The 16,710-nt window shown below is 69.2% G+C and carries 14 protein-coding genes and 2 tRNA genes; 5 read left to right on the forward strand and 11 right to left on the reverse strand.

Translation table 11 applies throughout. The features are described from left to right. Window positions 1–48: 48 nt before the first annotated feature. The 4 genes from GA0115254_RS28885 to GA0115254_RS28900 all read right to left on the reverse strand — a co-directional run bounded on the left by GA0115254_RS28885 (window position 49) and on the right by GA0115254_RS28900 (window position 3,332). Complete coding sequence (locus GA0115254_RS28885; RefSeq protein WP_093898221.1) at window positions 49–729, reverse strand: ATP-dependent Clp protease proteolytic subunit; 681 nt, start codon at window positions 727–729, stop codon at window positions 49–51. 80 nt (window positions 730–809) lie between these two features. Then, a complete protein-coding gene (locus GA0115254_RS28890; protein ID WP_176729207.1) occupies window positions 810–1,415 on the reverse strand; it encodes an ATP-dependent Clp protease proteolytic subunit in 606 nt (201 codons plus the stop codon). 264 nt (window positions 1,416–1,679) lie between these two features. Continuing rightward, window positions 1,680–3,086: a trigger factor gene (gene tig, locus GA0115254_RS28895; protein WP_176740335.1), complete on the reverse strand. Its 1,407-nt coding sequence runs from the start codon at window positions 3,084–3,086 to the stop codon at window positions 1,680–1,682. Between the two features lie 169 nt (window positions 3,087–3,255). Next, window positions 3,256–3,332 (reverse strand) — tRNA-Pro (locus GA0115254_RS28900). 167 nt (window positions 3,333–3,499) lie between these two features. Between GA0115254_RS28900 and GA0115254_RS28905 the strand changes: the two genes are divergently transcribed. Next, window positions 3,500–3,573 (forward strand) — tRNA-Gly (locus GA0115254_RS28905). A 112-nt stretch (window positions 3,574–3,685) separates the two neighbouring features. Here GA0115254_RS28905 and GA0115254_RS28910 read toward each other — a convergent pair. Further along, window positions 3,686–3,880, reverse strand: a complete 195-nt coding sequence (locus tag GA0115254_RS28910) for a hypothetical protein (protein WP_093898223.1) — start codon at window positions 3,878–3,880, stop codon at window positions 3,686–3,688. 480 nt (window positions 3,881–4,360) lie between these two features. On the opposite strand from GA0115254_RS28910, the gene GA0115254_RS28915 reads away from it, so the two are divergent. Beyond that, window positions 4,361–5,515 (forward strand): acyltransferase family protein, encoded by a 1,155-nt coding sequence (locus tag GA0115254_RS28915; protein WP_093898224.1) that lies wholly within the window; start codon window positions 4,361–4,363, stop codon window positions 5,513–5,515. A gap of 10 nt (window positions 5,516–5,525) precedes the next feature. Here GA0115254_RS28915 and GA0115254_RS28920 read toward each other — a convergent pair whose 3' ends face one another. From GA0115254_RS28920 to GA0115254_RS28930, 3 genes are read right to left on the reverse strand one after another with little or no spacing between them, the layout of a single operon-like run. After that, the gene (locus GA0115254_RS28920) at window positions 5,526–6,032 is read right to left on the reverse strand and encodes an HD domain-containing protein (RefSeq protein ID WP_093898225.1); all 507 of its coding nucleotides are present in this window, start codon (window positions 6,030–6,032) and stop codon (window positions 5,526–5,528) included. Between the two features lie 9 nt (window positions 6,033–6,041). Further along, window positions 6,042–8,522 carry an FtsX-like permease family protein gene (locus GA0115254_RS28925; RefSeq protein WP_093898226.1) on the reverse strand — a complete coding sequence of 827 codons (2,481 nt, stop codon included), beginning with the start codon at window positions 8,520–8,522 and terminating at the stop codon, window positions 6,042–6,044. After that, a complete protein-coding gene (locus GA0115254_RS28930) occupies window positions 8,522–9,367 on the reverse strand; it encodes an ABC transporter ATP-binding protein (protein ID WP_093898284.1) in 846 nt (281 codons plus the stop codon). Before GA0115254_RS28930 ends, GA0115254_RS28925 begins: the two co-directional genes overlap by 1 nt. Window positions 9,368–9,665: 298 nt before the next feature. On the opposite strand from GA0115254_RS28930, the gene GA0115254_RS28935 reads away from it, so the two are divergent. Continuing rightward, window positions 9,666–10,862: a cation:proton antiporter gene (locus GA0115254_RS28935; protein ID WP_093898227.1), complete on the forward strand. Its 1,197-nt coding sequence runs from the start codon at window positions 9,666–9,668 to the stop codon at window positions 10,860–10,862. A 122-nt stretch (window positions 10,863–10,984) separates the two neighbouring features. On the opposite strand, the gene GA0115254_RS28940 is transcribed toward GA0115254_RS28935, so the two are convergent. Beyond that, window positions 10,985–12,130: a PP2C family protein-serine/threonine phosphatase gene (locus GA0115254_RS28940; RefSeq protein ID WP_093898228.1), complete on the reverse strand. Its 1,146-nt coding sequence runs from the start codon at window positions 12,128–12,130 to the stop codon at window positions 10,985–10,987. Between the two features lie 104 nt (window positions 12,131–12,234). On the opposite strand from GA0115254_RS28940, the gene GA0115254_RS28945 reads away from it, so the two are divergent. Further along, entirely contained in the window at window positions 12,235–13,467 is a 1,233-nt protein-coding gene (locus tag GA0115254_RS28945; RefSeq protein WP_093898229.1) for a GNAT family N-acetyltransferase, read from the forward strand. A 77-nt stretch (window positions 13,468–13,544) separates the two neighbouring features. Here the strand turns inward: GA0115254_RS28945 and GA0115254_RS28950 are convergent, their stop codons facing one another. Then, complete coding sequence (locus GA0115254_RS28950) at window positions 13,545–14,354, reverse strand: Fpg/Nei family DNA glycosylase (protein WP_093898230.1); 810 nt, start codon at window positions 14,352–14,354, stop codon at window positions 13,545–13,547. A 98-nt stretch (window positions 14,355–14,452) separates the two neighbouring features. Then, entirely contained in the window at window positions 14,453–14,941 is a 489-nt protein-coding gene (locus GA0115254_RS28955; RefSeq protein WP_093898231.1) for a ribose-5-phosphate isomerase, read from the reverse strand. A gap of 279 nt (window positions 14,942–15,220) precedes the next feature. On the opposite strand from GA0115254_RS28955, the gene GA0115254_RS28960 reads away from it, so the two are divergent. Continuing rightward, window positions 15,221–16,693, forward strand: a complete 1,473-nt coding sequence (locus GA0115254_RS28960) for an amino acid permease (RefSeq protein WP_093898232.1) — start codon at window positions 15,221–15,223, stop codon at window positions 16,691–16,693. Window positions 16,694–16,710: the final 17 nt, after the last annotated feature.

Consider the following 16,710-nt stretch of genomic DNA (forward strand, 5'->3'; position numbering starts at 1 on the left):
ACAGCCGATGCGGTGTGAACTCGCCGTGCCAAGGGGTGAAGACCGACGTCAGACGGCCGTGGCCGCCTGCTTGCGGGTCGACACGATCTGGTCGACGAGACCGTAGGCGAGGGCGTCCTCGGCGGTCAGGATCTTGTCGCGCTCGATGTCGTCGCGGATCTTGTCGATCGGCGTGGTGGAGTGCTTGGCCAGCATCTCCTCCAGCTGGGTGCGCATCCGCAGGATCTCGTTGGCCGCGATCTCCAGGTCGGAGAGCTGCTCACGGCCGGTCTGCGAGGACGGCTGGTGGATCAGTACACGGGCGTTGGGCAGCGCCATCCGCTTGCCGGGCGTACCCGCGGCGAGCAGCACGGCCGCGGCGGAGGCCGCCTGTCCCATGCAGACCGTCTGGATGTCCGGCTTCACGAACTGCATCGTGTCGTAGATCGCGGTGAGCGCGGTGAACGAGCCGCCGGGGCTGTTGATGTAGATCGAGATGTCCCGGTCCGGGTCCATCGACTCCAGGCACAGCAGCTGCGCCATGACGTCGTTGGCGGAGGCGTCGTCGATCTGCACGCCGAGGAAGATCACGCGCTCCTCGAAGAGCTTCGCGTACGGGTCGTACTCACGCACGCCCTGCGAGGTGCGCTCCACGAAGCGCGGCACGATGTAGCGGTTGTCCACCTGCGGGCCGGTGTAGAGGCCGCTCGCGGAGGCGCCGGGGAAGTTGTTCATGTGGGTGTTCACCATCCTGGTGGCGTTCTGTGGCTGGGTGTCTCGGCGTACGAGAGGTGCGCGGGGCGGTGGAACCGGATCCGGTGGGTACCGGATCAGGCGCCGGTGCCGCCGCCGCCCGGAACGCCCGATGCGATCGTGATGATCTCGTCGATGAGGCCGTACTCCTTGGCCTCCTCCGCGGTGTACCAGCGGTCGCGGTCGCCGTCGCGAATGATCGTCTCGACCGTCTGGCCGGAGTGGCGGGCGGTGATCTCCGCCATCCGCTGCTTGGTGCGCAGCAGGTACTGGGCCTGGATCTTGATGTCCGAGGCAGTACCGCCGATGCCGGCCGAACCCTGGTGCATGAGGATGTCGGTGTTCGGGAGCGCGAAGCGCTTGCCCGCGGTGCCTCCGGTGAGCAGGAACTGGCCCATCGAGGCCGCCATGCCCATACCGATGGTGACCACGTCGTTCGGGATGTACTGCATGGTGTCGTAGACCGCCATGCCGGCCGTCACCGAACCGCCGGGGCTGTTGATGTAGAGGTAGATGTCCTTGTCCGGCTCGGCGGCAAGGAGAAGCAGCTGCGCCGTGATCTTGTTGGCGATCTCATCGTCGACCTGCTGACCGAGGAAGATGATGCGCTCGCCGAGCAGTCGGCTGTAGACCTGGTCACCGAGGCCTCCACCGAGGGACGGCTCTCCGGCGGCGTAGGGCATCAGATTCGTCACGTATCCACCTGCTCGTCTCTGACGGCTCCGGCCGTCTCAGCGTCTTCGTACCGGGTGGGCGGGGACTCCCCTGCCCTTCCTATTCATGGACCCTAACGCGCAGGTGGGACAACGCCATCCCGCTTCCGCAACTGTTCGCTGGGAGCGCAAGCTCCGTAGTCCGCACAAGGGTTGTGGGGCACCGTACGCCATACGACGACGGGCTCCGAACGCACTGCGTCCGGAGCCCGTCGTACGGGTTCAGCGCGAGGCTCAGGCCTCGGTCTTCTCCTCGGTGACCTCGGCAACGGCCTCGGCGGCACCATCGGCGGCCTCGACCGTCTCGATGGCCTCCTCCACTGCCTCTTCATCGTCTTCCAGCTCGACGACCTCACCGTTGGTGTCGACGACCTTGGCGGCCTCGACGACCACGGCCAGCGCCTTGCCGCGCGCGACCTCGCCGACGAGCATCGGCACCTGGCCGCCCTCGACGACGGCCTGGGCGAACTGGTCGGGACTCATGCCGGAGGAAGCGGCGCGCCGCATGAGGTGCTCGGTGAGCTCCTCCTGGTTGACGTTCAGCTTCTCCTTGTTGACGATCTCGTCCAGGATGAACTGGGTCTTGATGCCCTTGATCGCCTGCTCGGAGGTCTCGGCCTCGAACTCCTCGACCGTCTTGCCCTGGATCTCCAGGTACTTGTCGAGGGTCAGACCCATCTGACCGAGCTGGTGGTGCTCCAGGTTGTGCTTGCGGGTCTGGACCTCGTCCGCGAGCAGCTTCTCCGGGATCGGGACCTCGGCCAGCTTCAGCAGCTCGTCGAGGACGCGCTCCTGGGCCTGGGTGGCCTGGTCGAACTGCTTGGTGTTCTCGAGGCGCTTGCGGCTGTCCGCCTTCAGCTCGTCGAGGGTGTCGAACTCGCTCGCCATCTGGGCGAACTCGTCGTCCAGCTCGGGGAGCTCACGGGCGGCGACGGCGGTGACCTTGACGGTGACCTCGGCCTCCTTGCCCTCGGCCGAGCCGCCCTTCAGCTCGGAGGTGAAGGTGGCCTCGCCACCTGCCTCCAGGCCGGTGACGGCGGCGTCGATGCCGTCGAGGAGCTCGCCGGAACCGATGGTGTACGAGACACCCTCGGCCACGCCGTCCTCCAGGACCTCGCCGTCGACCTTGGCCTGCAGGTCGATCGTCACGACGTCGCCCTCGGCGGCGGCGCGCTCGACCGGGTTGGTGGAGGCGAAGCGCTCGCGGAGCTGCTCCACGGCCTTCTCGACGTCCTCGTCGCTGACCTCGAGGGCGTCGACGGTGACCTCGATGCCGGAGTAGTCCGGAATCTCGATCTCGGGGCGTACGTCAACCTCGGCGGTGAAGGCCAGCAGCTCGCCGTCCTTCAGCTCGGTGATGTCGACCTCGGGCTGACCGAGGACGTTGAGCTCACCCTCGTTGACAGCCTCGGTGTAGAACTTCGGGAGGGCGTCGTTGACGGCCTCCTCCAGCACCGCACCACGGCCGAACCGCTGGTCGATGACCCGGGCGGGGATCTTGCCCTTGCGGAAGCCCTTCACCGTGACCTGCTGGTTGATCTTCTTGTACGCCGCGTCGAGGCTGTCCTTGAGCTCCTCGAAGGGCACCTCGACAGTGAGCCGAACCCGGGTCGGGTTCAGGGTCTCCACGGCGCTCTTCACGGTTCGGTCTCCTTGTGGCTGACTTCTAGGGGTTCTGCTCCGCCGCACGGGAGGCGGCTTCGCGGACCGAGCCCGGTACATCAGACACACGGGCACGCATTTTGCATAGTAACGGCAAGGCGACGGACTCCCACAATGCGATCTTGCCGGTGGTCTGCGATCTTGCCGATGGTCGGGGTGGCCGGATTCGAACCGACGACCTTCCGCTCCCAAAGCGGACGCGCTACCAAGCTGCGCCACACCCCGTCGGTGCGACACGTAGGGTACATGCAGACGGGCAGTGCATCAGCCGCTTTGCGCGGGCGGCACCGAACGCGACACCGGGTGACCGCAATCGGGTGTGCGGGCACCGCCCGCGACCCGCTACGATGCTTCTCGTTGCCGCCGGTCCCCGGACCTGCGGTGCGATGCTTGCGGGCGTAGCTCAATGGTAGAGCCCTAGTCTTCCAAACTAGCTACGCGGGTTCGATTCCCGTCGCCCGCTCCACGCTTGGGCCCGGTCCGACGAATTCCTCGTCGGACCGGGCCCTTTGCGTTCCGGCTGCGCCCCGCCCGGGTCCTGCCGGGCCTCTCGCGCCGGAGCGCCGGCGCCGGCCGGATCAGAAGCGGATCTGATTGATGGTCTCCGCTATCGAGTTCATGAACCTGTTTATCGACGGAGCCATGCCGGTCGATGCCAGGAAGAAGCCGAAGAGCGCCGCGACGATCGCGGGTCCGGCCTTGATGGAGCCGCCTCGGATCAGGACCACCAGGACGATCGCCAACAGAAGCACCACAGACAGTGAAATGGCCACGACTGATCACACCCTTGGTCGGTCCGCCTTGCCGGCCCGGAGGTGTGCGGCCGAGCACTCCTCCGTTCCCTCCATCGTGCCACCAACTCCCCTGTGGTCGCTGCCAGGTGACGGATCGAACGGACGGGATCGCGCCATCCTTGCGCCCCGCGTGCGCCCCGGGGCGCACGGCCGCACAAGGGGGTGGCACAAGGCCCCGCCAAGACTTTGCACAGCTGTGAGTGGACTGTGAATCAAATAATCACAACAGCTTGCGACTGTGATGGTTTCCATATCCACACACTTCATTCACATGCAATTCCAAGGATCCGGTGCGACGAAATTCACCTCCCTCAGCCACCTGTCGATATGCCCCATTTAAGGGGGATGAAGCAGGGCATAGTGGGCGGTTTTTGGTGGTTTCGCTTTTGATTGGACGCGGACATGCAATATCCGTGGGCTGTTTTACGAATTGCAATCGCGGCGTCTAAGGTGCTTTAGATGTTCCACGCTCCGAACGTATTTCAGAGGGCCCCGCTCCCATCGGCGACCCGGGAGTCGGAGCCCAGACACCAAGGGACGATGACTGCCACCGCGGCACCGCCCGGACCTGTGGCGAACAAGCCTCCGGCCGCTGCACCGGCGAAGAAGCGTGACGCCTACTTCGACAACGTCAAATATCTGGCCATCGTGCTCGTCGCGGTGGCGCACGCGTGGGAACCGGTGATGGACGGCAGCCGGACCGCCCGTGCGCTGTACATGGTGGCGTACACCTTTCACATGCCGGCGTTCATCATCGTCTCCGGCTATTTCTCCCGCTCGTTCGACATGTCCGCCGCCAAGGTAAAACGCCTGGTCACCGGCGTCGCCGTGCCCTATGTGGTGTTCGAGACGGCGTATTCGCTGTTCAAGCGGTACGCGGACAACTCGCCCGATCAGCCGATCAGCCTGACCGACCCCTGGTATCTCACCTGGTTCCTGATCGCGCTGTTCATCTGGCGGATCACCACACCGCTGTGGCAGGCGCTGCGCCATCCGCTGCCCGTGGCGCTCGTCATCGCCGTGCTCGCCTCTTTCTCCCCCGCGATCGGCGACGATCTCGATCTCCAGCGTGTTCTGCAGTTCCTGCCGTTCTTCGTGCTGGGACTCCGGCTGAAGCCCGAGCATTTCCAGCTGGTCCGCCGGCGTGAGGTGCGGATGCTCGCGCTCCCGCTGTTCGCCGGGGCCCTGCTGTTCGCGTACTGGGCGGCGCCGCGGATGGAGCTGGGCTGGTTCTACCGCAGCAACAGCGCGCCCGAGATGGGCGCCCCGTGGTGGTCCGGTGCCGTGATGACACTGGCGATGTTCGGCTGCGCGCTGCTGCTCACCATCGGGTTCCTGTCCTGGGTGCCGGGTCGCCACATGTGGTTCACCGTGCTCGGCGCCGGAACGATCTGTGGCTATCTGCTCCACGGATTCCTGATCAAGGGCGCCGAATACGCCGGGGTGTTCGACAGCTACGCATGGCTCTCGTCGCCCGGCGGCCTGGTCCTCGTCTCACTGGTCGCCGCCGGTGCGGTGACGCTGATGTGTACGCCGCCGGTACGGCGGGTGCTGCGCCCGGTGACCGAGCCGGACATGAACTGGGCGTTCCGGCGCGCCGCGTCCAGGCTCTGATCCGAGTGGATCAGTCCTTCACCGTGTTGGCTTGAACCGATTGCTCGACGGGCGATTCGCCCGGGGTGAGCCCCAGCAGCCCCCGTACCTGCGCATACTTCTCGGCCAGTCGGGTACGGGTCGCCGGTTCCAGCACGGCGAGGCGGGCCGGGTCGGCGTTGTGTGCCAGGTCGGACTCCTTGATCAGCAGGGCGCCCGGGGTGTCGAGGATGCGCCGGGTGTACGCACCGAGGTCCTCGCCGTCACGTTTGGTGACGGCGAGGACCATGTCCTTGACCTCCTGGGGCAGCGCGGCGGCGGCCAGCCACTCCTCCGACAGTGCGTCGTCCTCGACGGCGTCGTGCAGCCAGGCCGCGGCGATCTGTCCGTCGCTGCCGCCTCTGCTCCGTACGCCCTCGGCGACCGCGGCGAGATGTTCGGTGTACGGGCGTCCCGCTTTGTCCTGCTGGTCGGCGTGGGCCTCGCGGGCGATCGCCTCGACTTCGGCCAGGGTCAGCGGTGCGCGTGGGGTGGGCATGGCCCGACTCTACGGACGCTCGGCCGTCCCACGCAGGGCGGCCCGGGCCGGGACCGTCACGGCGGCCAGGCCGAGTCCGATGGTCGCGGCGAGGAAGGACCCGTACAACGTCGGCGGGATGTAAGGCGATTCGCCCGTGAGTCCCTTCACCATCGGGACCAGTGTGGCCAGTGCGATGCCGGTACCGATCGCGGCGCCGGCGACCGTGACGAGCAGCGCCTCCCAGCGGATCATGCCCATGACCTGGCGGCGGGTGGAACCGACGAGGCGGAGCATGGTCAGTTCGCGGCGGCGGTCCAGGACGGTCATCACCAGGGTGTTGACCGCGGCGACGGCGGCGAATCCGCCGAGGACCGCGGCCATGGTGGTGTTGGCCCAGGCGTTGATCTCACGGTTCTGGTCCTGAGCGGCGGCGTAGCCGGTCCGGTCGGTGACGGTGCCGAGCGCGGCGAGCTTCTGTGCGGCGGCGGGTGTGGCCCGTACCAGCAGTTCGGAGACGTACGGCGAGGTGACATGGGTGCTGAGGTCGGCGGCGGGCAGTGTGACCAGACCGGTGCCCAGGCCGCGGCCGTAGACGGCGACGATCTTCGGAGTCGCCTCGGTGCCGTCCGGGAGACGCAGGGCCAGCCGGTCGCCCGTGCCGAGCTTCGCGGATCCGGCGAGGGTGGTGTCGATGGCGACGGTGCCGGGGCGCAGGCCGGTCAGCGATCCGGTCCGGACGTCGAGGTCCTGGACCTTGGCGAGGTCGTGGCCGGAGCCGGTGATCCCCTGGGCTGAAGTGCTCTGGAGCCGCGCGTCCCCGCCCGATCCGGTGGGCACCAGAACGGAACTGCGGAGCAGCCCGACGGCGGTCTTGACGCCGGGTGTGGCGGCGGCCCGTTCGGTCGCGTCGGAGGCGAGTCCGGCCGGGGCGGAGACGATGTGGTCGGCGGTGACGGCGTCGCGCTGCTGGTGTGCGATCACCCGTTCCTCGCTGGTGTGCATGAACACGAGCGTGCAGGAGAAGGCCATGGCCAGCACGATCGGGGTGATCGCGGAGGCCAGGCGGCGCGAGTTCGTCCGGGAGTTGGCGGCGGCCAGCGAGCCCGACGCGCCGGTGGCGCGCAGCGGAAAACCGATGACGGCGGCGCAGATCCGCGCGATCAGCGGGCCGAGCAGGCCGACCGCGAGCATGAAGAACATGACGACGCCGAGTGCGGCGTTCGCCGCGTCCTCGCCGCTCGTGGACGCGGCGACCCCTGCGAAGGCCACGCCGCCGGCGAGGGCGGCGATGCCGAGCGGGGTGCGGATCCAGCCGAACGGGGGGCGTTCCACCGCGGACTGGGCGAGAGCCAGCCCCGGTTTGGTCTTCGACGGCCGGCGGGCGGCGAAGTATCCGGCGCCCAGCGCGGTGAGCATCGTGGCGGCCACGGTGACGGTCAGCGGCAGCCAGGACACCCGCAGCGCGACGGCTTCGGGGATGGCGCCCATGTCCTGGAGCCGCCCGAACCACCAGTGGGCCAGGGCGATTCCGGGCAGACAGCCGAGCGCTCCGGCGAGCGGGGCGACGAGCAGGGACTCGGTGGCGATGGTGCGGCGCAACTGGCGCGGGGTGGCGCCGATGGCGCGCAGCAGGGCGAACTCGCGGCTGCGCTGGCCGACGGAGAGGGCGACCGTACCGGCGGCGGTGAAAACGGCGACCATGGTGGCGATGCCGCCGAAGGAGCCGCCGAGGCCGACGAGGCCTTCCTTGGCGCCCGTGAGTTCCGCGTCCTCGGCGGCGCCCCGGCCGTCACCGGTGTGGACCTGGGCCCCGGCGGTGTGGCCGACGGCCTCGCGTACCTGGTCGGCGAGGGTGCCGGTGGGGGTGGAGCGGGCGGCGAGCACGGCGATGGCGTCGACCCTGCCGGGGTGGCCGGAGAGCTGTACGGCCTGCCGGTCGGCGAACCAGACGGTGGCTTCGGTGGCGGTGGTGCCCGCGACACGGAACTCCCGTACGCCCGCGGGGGTGTCGAGGATGATCTCCTCGCCGACCCGGGCATCGGTGCCGGTGGGGACGACGACTTCGCCGGTCCCGGGCGCCTCGCCGGTGAGCAGTCGCGCGCCGGTGAGGGCGGTGGAGCCCCAGCCGTGAGCGGTGAGGAGCGTGTCGTCCTGCCGTACGGAGTAGCTGACGTCCCCGATCGCAGCGGCCGCGCCGGGGGCCGAGGCGGCCTTGCCCACCAGGGATTCGGGGAGCCGCGCGGTGTCCGGTACGGGGGTGGCGGCGTCGTACGCTTCCTCGCCGCTGCCGACCGTCATGTGGACCTGCTGGTCGGCGGCGACCACCACGGGTGCCTTCGCGTAGCGGTCCGCGGGTACCGAGGCGCGCAGGCCGGTCTCCAGCAGGATGCCGCAGGCGGAGACGATCGCCGCGGCCAGCAGCAGCGCGACGAAGGTTCCGACGAACGACGAGGGCTTGAAGCGAACGGCCGCGCGGGCGAGGCCGTTCGGGACGTGCGGGGTGAACATCAGGCTGCTGCTCCGGCATAGGCGGGGGCCGTCCGGGCGGTCAGTGCGGTCATCCGGGCGGCGATCTGTGCGGCGCCGGCCCGCGGCAGGCTGTCCGCGATCGCGCCGTCGGCGAGGAAGAGCACCCGGTCGGCGTAGGCGGCGGCTGCCGGGTCGTGGGTGACCATGACGACCGTGGCGCCGAGGCTGTCCACCGCGTGCCGGAGCAGGGCGAGGATCTCGGCGGCGGTGGTGGTGTCGAGGGCGCCGGTCGGTTCGTCGGCGAAGACCACATCAGGGCGGGTGACCAGGGCACGGGCGACGGCGACGCGCTGTTGCTGGCCGCCGGAGAGCTGGCCGGGGCGGCGCTCGCCCTTGTCGCCGAGGCCGACCCTGGTGAGCATCTCGGTGGCCTCACGGCGGCTGCGGGCGGAGCCGGTGCGCTGTCCGGCCAGGCGCATGGGCAGGACGACGTTCTGCTCGACCGTGAGGGACGGGAGCAGGTTGAAGGCCTGGAAGACGAAGCCGAGGCGGGTGCGGCGCAGTTCGGTGAGCTGGTTCTCGCTCATGCCGGTGATCTCGGTGCCGCCGAGGCGTACGGAGCCCTCGGTGGGGCGGTCCAGCCCGGCCGCGCACTGCAGGAAGGTCGACTTTCCGGAGCCGGAGGGGCCCATGACGGCGGTGAAACTGGCGCGCGGGAGGGCGAGGTCGATGCCCCTCAGAGCGTGGACGGCGGAGCCGCCGCGGCCGTACTGCCTGCGGACGCCTCGCAGTTCCACGGCGAGGTCCGAGGGGCGGGGCCCCTGGTGGACGTCCGCCGTGTACTGCCTGTCCTGCGCGCCCTGCTTGGTGCGTCGCAGCCCCATGGTGTCCGCCTTTCGTTGCTCGCCGACCGGTTGTCCGGCCGGTACATCGAACGTACGGATCACGAGCAGGTCCGGACCATGGCGGCTGCTGGCGGATCGGGGGTGGGGAAAACCCCAGGTGCTACCGGGGGTGGGGCAAACCCCAGGTGCTACCGGGGGTGGGGGGACCTCAGGGTGCTGCCGGGGTGGCCACACTTGCAACGTCAATCATTCGGTAAACTAATTACTGACGATTTCTTGACGCACTCTTGACCTATCGAAGGACAGGCTCATCGGACACGCAGACACGCTCATCGCCATGGGCGGCGCCTTCCTCGCCGCCGCCGTTCTCGCCCGCGTCGGCAGCCGCATCGGACTGCCGACCATTCCCCTGTTCATCCTGGCCGGAATCCTGCTCGGCCCGCACACGCCCGGCATCGTGCTCGTCGCCGACCCGCACGACCTGGAGATGCTCTCGGCACTCGGCCTGGTGCTGCTGCTCTTCTACCTCGGCCTCGAATTCCATCTCGACGACCTCAAGGCCGGCGGCCGCAAGATGGCGCTCGCCGGTGGCACCTATCTCGCCCTGAACGTCGGCGCCGGGCTCGGCTTCGGCTTCGCGCTGGGCTGGGGCACGTCCGAAGCGCTGGTCCTCGCCGGTGTGCTCGGCATCTCGTCGTCGGCCATCGTCACCAAGGTCCTGGTCGACCTGGGCCGTATCGGCAATCCGGAGACCACACCGATCCTCGGCATCATCGTCGTCGAGGACGTGTTCCTCGCCCTCTATCTGGCCGCCCTCCAGCCGATCCTCTCGGGCGCCGACAGCCTCTCCGCCGCGGCGGTCGACGGCGGCAAGGCCTTCGGCTTCCTGCTGCTGCTCGCCCTGGCCGCCCGGTTCGGCACCAAGGTCATCGGCAAGCTGATCAACACCCGCGACGACGAGCTCCTCGTCATCTCCTTCCTCGGCGCCGCGGTCTTCGTGGCGGGCGTCTCGGAGTGGTTCGGGGTCGCGGACGCGATCGGCGCCTTCATGGTCGGTCTGATGCTCGGCAGTACGTCCTCCGGCACGCGCATCCTCAAGCTGGTCCACCCGCTGCGTGACGCCTTCGGAGCGATCTTCTTCTTCGCCTTCGGCCTCTCCATCAACCCGGGCGATCTGCCGACCGTCCTGTGGCCGGTGCTGGCCGCCGTCGCGGTGACCCTCGTCATGAATGTCCTCGCCGGACTTGCCGCCGCCAAGGTGTACGCGTTCGGCCCGCAGGCCACGGCGAACATCTCCACCACACTGGTGGCCCGTGGCGAGTTCGCCCTGATCCTCGCCACGATGGCAGCAGCCGCCGGGCTGGACGAACGGCTCTCCCCGTTCATCGCCGGATACGTACTCGTCCTCGCGGTCCTCGCACCGCTGGCCGCCGGAAGGTCGCACTGGCTGGTCCGCGTCCTGCCGGGCGGGCGGGGCCGGGGTGAGGACAGTGACAGCGGCAGCGACGCCGGGCAGGTGTCGGTCCCGGCCTGAGACGACGGACGGCGCGTCCGGGTACGGGGGCCCGTCTCGTACCCGGACACACCGACGCCCACGTTCCGGTGATGGATCAATTCTCGTTGACGTATGCCCGGTTCAGCCCGTTTGCGTACGGTTCAGGATTTGCGTGACAACAGCAGCAGTGCCCGGTCGTCGTTGACGTCCTTGGCGCATGCCTCGATCAGATGCCAGGCCGCGCCCTCGAAACCGGTGGCGACATAGCGGTCGGCCTCACCGGTCAGCCGGTCGATGCCCTCCGCGATATCGCGGTCGGACGCCTCCACCAGGCCGTCCGTGAACAGCATCAGCACGTCGCCCGGTGCCAACGAGCCCTTCACCGCGTCGAACTGCGCCCCGTCGTACACCCCGAGCAGCGGGCCCTCCGCGACCTTCTCCTCCCACTGGCCGCTGCCCGAGTGGAGCTGCAGGGCCGGCGGGTGCCCCGCCGAGAGGAGTTCGTAGTCGCCCGATTCGAGGTCCAGGACCAGATGGATCGAGGTGGCGAAACCCTCGTCCCAGTCCTGGCGCAGCAGATAACCGTTGGCCGCCGGGAGGAAGCCGTGCGGGGGCAGCGAACCGAGGAGGCCGCCGAAGGCGCCGGACAGCAGCAGGGCGCGGGAGCCCGCGTCCATGCCCTTGCCGGAGACGTCGGTGAGTACGGCCTCCAGGGTCCGTCCGCCGTTGGTACGGGCGGCGACGACGAAGTCACCGGAGAAGGACTGACCGCCCGCCGGGCGCAGCGCCATCTCGCGGTGCCAGCCCTGCGGCAGCCGGGGCAGGGCGCTCTGCACCCTGATGCGTTCGCGCAGGTCGAAGAGCATGGTGCCGCCGCGTCGCCACGGCACACCGACCCTGGCCCGGAACTGGGCGAGGACCAGCCCGAAGAAGCCGCAGGCCGCGACCACCAGGACGATGCCGGGTGTCACCCGGGCCGGGCCGTCCTCGTACGGGCCCAGTGCGAGCGACTCCACGATCAGGGCGGTGGCGGCGGTCGCGTACAGACCCAGCAGACTCGCGGGCCGCAGCAGCAGACCGCCCGCGACGATCGGCAGGACGAGCGCGGCCGGTGAGCACCACACCGGATTCAGCAGGGTGGCGCAGGTGATGGCCGGAATGGTGAGCAGCAGACCGGCCAGTGCGATCCAGTCCGATCCGTCGCCGCGGAAGTAGTCGACACCGGATTTGCGCAGCGCGATGCGTGCCCGGTGCGCCGATTTCCGAAATCGGGCCGGGTACGAGTCTGCTCCTGCGCGACGGGCCATTGCGGGGACCTTATCTACCCGGCCGCCTCCGGTGCAGGGGGACCCCGTGACAATGCGTTCGAAATCGGGTCGACCGGCGGCCTTGCCCCTGATAGGCATGGCCCATGACTACAGAGCTTCGCGTGTTGCGACCGTCCGAATGGAACGAATGGTTCGAGTGTCTGGAGCTCGCATTCGGCGGTGTCGCAGAGCCCCCCGAGCAGCGCGAGCTGGACGAGCAGTTGACCGAGCACGAGCGGTCGATCGGAATCTGGGACGGCACCGATGTCGTCGCCACGGCCGGGGCGTTCAGCTTCCGGGTCGCCGTGCCGGGCGGGGCGCTGGTGCCCGCCGCCGGGATCACGATGGTGAGTGTCGCGTCCACCCACCGCAGGCGCGGGCTGCTGACCTCGATGATGCGTCGGCAGCTCGACGACATCCGGGCGCTGGGTGAGCCGATCGCCGTCCTGACGGCGTCCGAGCCGGTGATCTACGGCCGGTTCGGATACGGCGCCGCCTCGCGCCAGATGTCCCTGACGATCGACACGGACCGGGTGCGGCTGACGGTGCCGCAGGGCACGGACGACGTGCGGCTGCGCCACGCGAAGCCGGACGAGGCGATGGCCGCGTGCGAGGGCGTGTACGAGCAGTTGGTGGCCGGCCGCCCCGGCACGCCGGCCCATGGGCCCGGCTGGGAGCGGAAGCCGATGGTCGACCCGGTGAGTTCCCGGCAGGGTGGTTCGGCGCAGCAGTGCGTGCTGGCGGAGCTGAACGGCCAGATCGTCGGCTATGTGACGTACCACATCAAGCCCGAGTGGGAGCCGTCCGGTCCCAAGGGCCAGGTGAAGGTGAACGACCTGGCCGCGCTCGACCCGGCGGCGTACGCGGCGCTGTGGCGGTTCCTCTTCGAGATCGATCTGACCTCGACGGTCGACGCGCGCAACCGGCCGGTCGACGACGCGGTGCTGCACCTGGTGTCGGACGTGCGGCGGTGCAACATCCTGATCCGGGACTGTCTGCACGTGCGGCTGGTGGAGCTGGGGGCGGCGCTGGAGGCGCGGGCATATCGGGCACCGGTGGATGTGGTGTTCGAGGTCGAGGACGCGTTCTGCCCCTGGAATGCGGGGCGTTGGCGGCTCACGGGTGACGCGAAGGGGGTCGCGTCGTGCCGGCGGACCGATGACGCAGCCGATCTCGCACTTTCGGTACGGGAGTTGGGCTCGGCGTATCTGGGCGGCGAGTCGCTGAGCTCGTTGGCCCTGGCCGGGCGGGTACGGGAGCTGAGGGCGGGCGCGCTGGCGGAGGCGTCGCTGGCGTTCTCGTCGGACGCGGCGCCGTGGTTGCCGCGGGGGTTCTAGGGGGCGCGGAACTCCGCCTCGGGCCTCCGCCCCGGCCGCGTTCTCCTCGAACGCCGGACGGGCTGGAATGTGCCGCGCTAAGCGCGCTGGCAGCCCGGGCACCAGAAGAGGTTGCGGGCGGCGAGGTCGGCGGTGCGGATCTCGCCGCCGCAGATGTGACAGGCCTGCCGGGCCCTGCGGTACACGTACACCTCGCCGCCGTGGTCGTCGACGCGCGGCAGACGCCCCATCGCCTCCGGCATGTGCTCGGGGCGGACCGTGTCGATCCGGTTGTTCCGTACACCTTCGCGCATCAGCACCACCAGGTCGGCCCAGACCGCGTCCCACTCCGCCCGCGTGAGGTCCCTGCCCAGGCGGTACGGGTCGATCCCGTGCCGGAACAGCACCTCCGCGCGGTACACGTTGCCGACCCCTGAGATGACCTTCTGGTCCATCAGCAGGGCCGCGACGGTGATACGGCTGCGGGAGATCCGCCGCCAGGCCCGCTCGCCGTCCTCGTCGGTCCGCAGCGGGTCCGGGCCGAGGCGGTCATGTATCGCGCGCTTCTCGGGGTCGGTGATCAGCGCGCACGTGGTGGGGCCGCGCAGATCCGCGTGGTGGCGGTCGGTCACCAGGCGCAGCCGGACGGTGTCGGTGGGCGGCGGGGCGGGGGTCGTACCGAAGCCGAGCTTGCCGAAGAGGCCCAGGTGGATGTGGACCCAGCCGGCGTCCTCGAAACCGAGGAAGAGGTGCTTGCCGTGGGCGTCGACACCGGTGAGCGTGCGGCCGTCCAGCAGGACGGCGCTGTCGGAGAACTTGCCCTGCGGGCTGCTCACCCGCACCGGCCGTCCGGCGAACCTGTCCCGGTGGTCCGCCGCGAGGCGGTGGATCGTGTGTCCCTCGGGCACGGCTGCGGCTCTCCTCGGTGACGTAGGGACGCGGCGACGGGGTGACGCGGGGAAATGACTGTGCCGCCGGGAACACCGGCGGCACAGGTGGAGGCCGGTCAGCCCTGCTGCGGGTGGTGGGCCGGGATCGGGGGGAGCTCGCCCGTCGTCTCGTACGCCGTCAGCATCTCGATGCGACGGGTGTGACGTTCCTCACCCGAGTACGGAGTGGCGAGGAAGATCTCGACGAACTTGGTGGACTCGTCCACCGAGTGCATCCGGCCGCCGATGGCGACCACATTGGCGTTGTTGTGCTCGCGGCCGAGCGCGGCGGTCTGCTCGCTCCAGGCGAGTGCGGCGCGCACGCCCTTGACCTTGTTCGCGGCGATCTGCTCGCCGTTGCCGGAGCCGCCGATCACGATGCCGAGGCTGTCCGGGTCCGCGGCCGTCTTCTCGGCGGCACGCAGGCAGAACGGCGGGTAGTCGTCCTGGGCGTCGTAGATGTGGGGGCCACAGTCGACGGCCTCGTGGCCCTGGGCCGTGAGCCACTCGACGAGGTGGTTCTTGAGTTCATAGCCGGCATGGTCCGAGCCGAGGTACACGCGCATGTTCCGAGTGTGGCACGAGCATCGCCGGGTAAGCGCCATCGGGGTCGGGACCCTCCGGCCGGGTCCGGCCGGACCCGCTGGACCGGGCGAAACGTGCGTGTGGGCTCCATGTGCGGGCCCTGTGTGTGCAACGCCACTCGGGCAACGATCCGGTCAACGATTCGGAATAAGGGGTTCCGCTTGCGCCGCTCGGCGAGCTTCAATGCATCACTCGCTGCCGCACCCCACTTCGGCAGCCGGACACGCACCGCGTGATCCGAGAACGTAAGGATTCGATCCATGACGTCGCAGACGACTCTGGCAGGACCGGGTCACCAGCCCGGCAAGCCGGACCGGTCGAACGGACCGGACGCACCGGGCTCCTCCGACGGTCTCCAGGCAGGCCTCAAGAACCGCCATCTCTCGATGATCGCCATCGGCGGTGTCATCGGCGCGGGCCTCTTCGTGGGCTCCGGCGCAGGCATCGCCGCTGCGGGACCGGCCATCCTCCTGTCGTACGCGCTGGTCGGCCTGATGGTCGTCTTCGTGATGCGGATGCTCGGCGAGATGGCCGCGGCCCGTCCCAGCTCGGGCTCCTTCTCCGCCTACGCCGACCAGGCGCTGGGTCGCTGGGCCGGCTTCTCGATCGGCTGGCTGTACTGGTTCTTCTGGGTCGTGGTGCTCGCCGTCGAAGCCACGGCGGGTGCCAAGATCCTGGAGGGCTGGGTGCCGGGCGTCCCGCAGTGGGCGTGGGCGCTGATCGTGATGGTCGTACTGACCGCGACGAACCTGGTCTCGGTCGGGTCGTACGGCGAGTTCGAGTTCTGGTTCGCCGGGATCAAGGTCGTGGCGATCGGTGCGTTCGTGGTCGTCGGACTGCTCGCCGTCTTCGGGCTGCTGCCCGGCTCGGACAACCCCGGCTCGGGGCTCGCGCATCTCACCGACACCGGCGGGTTCTTCCCCAAGGGACCCGGCGCCATCCTCACCGGTGTGCTGATGGTCGTCTTCTCCTTCATGGGCAGCGAGATCGTCACCCTCGCCGCCGGCGAGTCCGAGAACCCGCAGCGCGCCGTCCAGAAGGCCACCAACAGCGTGATCTGGCGGATCGCCGTCTTCTACCTGGGCTCGATCTTCATCGTGCTCACCCTGCTGCCGTGGAACGACGCCTCGATCCTGGAGGAGGGCAGCTATGTGGCCGCGCTCAACTCCATCGGCATCCCGCACGCCGGTCAGGTGATGGACGTCATCGTGCTGACGGCTGTGCTGTCCTGCCTGAACTCAGGCCTCTACACCGCCTCGCGGATGGCCTTCTCGCTCGGCGGCCGCGGGGACGCGCCGAAGGCGTTCGCCCGGACGAACAAGCGGGGCGTGCCGCAGGCGGCGATCCTGTCCTCCGTCGTCTTCGGCTTCGTCGCCGTGTTCTTCAACTACCAGTGGCCCGACACCGTCTTCCAGTTCCTGCTGAACTCCTCCGGTGCGGTCGCCCTCTTCGTCTGGCTGGTCATCTGCTTCACCCAGCTGCGGATGCGGGGCATCATCCTGCGCGAGCAGCCGGAGAAGCTGGTCGTACGGATGTGGCTCTTCCCGTACCTCACCTGGGCGACCATCGCGATGATCTCGTTCGTCCTCGTCTACATGCTGACCGACGACAGCGGACGCGAGCAGGTGCTGCTCTCGCTGCTCGTCGCGGCCATTGTGGTGGCGATCTCGCTGGTCCGTGAGGTCCGGAACCGCAAGAACCGCACCGCTGTGGAATCCCCCAGCAATACCTGACGGCGGATGTCAGGTTT

It is taken from the genome of Streptomyces sp. Ncost-T10-10d (genome assembly GCF_900091955.1).
In the GTDB taxonomy this organism is placed as follows: domain Bacteria; phylum Actinomycetota; class Actinomycetes; order Streptomycetales; family Streptomycetaceae; genus Streptomyces.